This is a genomic window from Mesorhizobium sp. P5_C1, from assembly GCF_054049815.1.
The window spans coordinates 1-2,375 of sequence record NZ_JBFULQ010000709.1 but is presented as its reverse complement, the minus strand read 5'-3'; the positions used below and the strand labels follow the sequence as shown (position 1 = coordinate 2,375).

The following is a 2,375-nucleotide window of genomic DNA, read 5'->3' as shown; positions in this document are numbered from 1 at the left end:
TACGTCGGTCTCGCTCCGCAGAAGACCAACCAGGCGTCGGCGTTGATCAATGTTGCCCGCAACATCGGCGGCAGCATCGGCGTCGCTGTCCAACACGGTGATCGCTCAGAACGCGCAACTCCATCAGGCAAATCTTGTCGGTCACAGGGCACAATCGTCTCCCCAATACCAACAGGTGTTGCGTCAAGTGACCGAGCATTTCGTTGCCCAGGGATCGACCATGCTCCAAGCCAAGCAACAGGCCGTCGGCTGGATTGGGCAGTTGATCGCGCGCCAGGCTTCGCTGCTCGCCTATGTCGACGTCTTTCGCTACTGCGCAATCGTGACGGCGTTGTTTGTCCCCCTCGCCTTGCTGCTGCGGTCTCCAAAGCCTAACAAGCGCTAGCTGAAATATTCGTCGGCACTGGAACTCCCTCGCCGGCTTTTCGTTCACAGCCTATCCAACAACGGAGAAACAATCATGCCACGCGGCGACAAATCGAAATACACCGACAAACAGGAACGCAAGGCCGATCACATTGCAGAAGGCTACGAGAAGCGCGGGGTTTCCGACAAGGAAGCCGAACGGCGCGCATGGGCGACGGTCAAGGCAATCCGGCTGCACACAAGGGCGGCAGGATTGGCGGCAAGGCATCGGCGTCGCGCTCATCTGCAAGCCGATCGGAGTCGGCCAAGAAGGCCGCAGCCACCCGCAAACGGGACGCTGAACACCGCGCGCATTAACTGGGTGCTCGGAGTACAGAGATGAAATCCCAACTCGTCAACGAGGCTAGCGGACAAAGACATTCGTTGTGGTGCTGGAGCCCGGCGAAGAAGCATTCGGCGGGCTTACCGCTTTCGCTGTCGACCAGAAGATCGGCAGCGCTTCGTTGACCGCCATCGGTGCGTTCGAGCGAGCGACCGTCGGCTGGTTTGACCTGAAAGCGAAGACCTACCGCAAAATCCCGATCGACGAACAATGCGAAGTGCTGAGCGCGATCGGCGATATCGCGCTGGGCGACGATGGCAAGCCCAGCCTGCATGTCCATGCGGTGCTCGGATTGAGCGACGGAACCACAAGAGGCGGGCACCTGCTTGAAGGCATCGTTCGGCCAACGCTGGAAGTCACGCTGGTGGAAKCCCCAGGCCATCTGCGCCGCCGCAAGCGTCCGGAACTCGGTGTTGCGCTTATCGATCTGGACGCTTGAGCTTCAAGGACCGATCGGCAGGGCGGGTTTATGTCCAGTTCGAGAGAACTGTCTCCATCTCGACTGTCTCGACCTGCTGCGCAAACCGCTGATGATAGACGGTCAGCAGCGCGTCGTGGGTTGCGTCRGAAGAGCTGCACAGCGCGTCSGTGACSAGAACCACGCGATAGCCGAAATCGATGGCTCCGAGCACCGTGGCCAGAACGCATACATCTGTTTCGCCACCCGTGATGACCAGTGTATCGATATCGCGCGCCATCAGAAGAGCTCTGAGGCTCCCTTCGAACCAGGGCGAGTAGATGTGTTTGTCGATGATTGCCGCCGGCGGGCAGTAACCGGCCAATGACGGCAACAGTTCGGCCATTTCGGGTCCGATCGTCTCGATCGTCATCGAAGCCCAGCGCTCGTAGTAACGCTTCCAAGTGCCGACGCCCTGCCCCGCCTTTCGGGCGGGCAGGAACCGCGTAAAGACCGTCTGTGGCGCGCGTCTTTCGACCAGTCTTTCGATTTGTGGGAGGACACGGGTAACCCAGGGTGTTGCCCATTGAGACGGCTCGGCAAACAGCCTCTGCATATCCACGCAGATATGCATGCATCGATCGCCAAGGGGACCATAGGCCAAGCCTGGCATCGACATCAGCGTCTCTCCGACCGGCAGTATGTGTCCACGACAGCTCCCTAGCAAAGACACGCAACGCCACGTGCTGGGACTGGTTCCTGAGATGGCACAGGAACCGACGCTAATGAGTGGCGTTTCCGCTGGGACGAATGGAGCTACTCGCACGCGACGAGTCGCAGGACTGTAAATCAGCCGGGACATCAACATGGAACTGAGCGGAGGATGTCTCTGCGGCACGATCCGCTTTCGCGTTGGAAGCGAACCGAGAGTGCATTACTGCCATTGTGACATGTGCCGGCGAACCACCGGCAGCGCCTTCGCGGTTCTGGCCTGGGTATCTTCTCAAAGCGTCGCCTGGATCAATGTGACGCCAACCTATCGCAGGTCTTCACCGATCGCCCAAARGGGATTCTGCTCCGCCTGCGGATCGCCACTCAGCCTTGCCTATGATGCGTCGCCCAGCGAGGTCGCGCTGCATGTTGGGACGTTTGACGATCCATCCCGCCTGGAGCCGCGCTACAACTATGGGTCGAGGCAGCGACTTGGCTGGGTTTGCTGTGGAATAGACC

4 protein-coding genes and 1 pseudogene are annotated in these 2,375 nt (G+C 59.8%); 4 read left to right on the top strand and 1 reads right to left on the bottom strand.

The window, feature by feature from the left end:
* The first annotated feature begins 187 nt into the window (after nucleotides 1–187).
* From ACXJ7R_RS30220 to ACXJ7R_RS30210, 3 genes and pseudogenes are all read left to right on the top strand, one after another.
* Entirely contained in the window at nucleotides 188–385 is a 198-nt protein-coding gene (locus tag ACXJ7R_RS30220; RefSeq protein WP_457155019.1) for a hypothetical protein, read from the top strand.
* Nucleotides 386–460: 75 nt separating this feature from the next.
* A pseudogene (locus tag ACXJ7R_RS30215) lies at nucleotides 461–723 on the top strand (plasmid stabilization protein).
* Nucleotides 724–791: 68 nt separating this feature from the next.
* Entirely contained in the window at nucleotides 792–1,187 is a 396-nt protein-coding gene (locus ACXJ7R_RS30210; RefSeq protein WP_457155018.1) for a PPC domain-containing DNA-binding protein, read from the top strand.
* 28 nt (nucleotides 1,188–1,215) lie between these two features.
* On the opposite strand, the gene ACXJ7R_RS30205 is transcribed toward ACXJ7R_RS30210, so the two are convergent.
* Complete coding sequence (locus tag ACXJ7R_RS30205) at nucleotides 1,216–1,824, bottom strand: cysteine hydrolase family protein (protein ID WP_457155017.1); 609 nt, start codon at nucleotides 1,822–1,824, stop codon at nucleotides 1,216–1,218.
* A gap of 187 nt (nucleotides 1,825–2,011) precedes the next feature.
* On the opposite strand from ACXJ7R_RS30205, the gene ACXJ7R_RS30200 reads away from it, so the two are divergent.
* Nucleotides 2,012–2,375, top strand: a 364-nt coding sequence (locus ACXJ7R_RS30200; protein WP_457155016.1) for a GFA family protein, incomplete at its 3' end; no start/stop codon positions are given.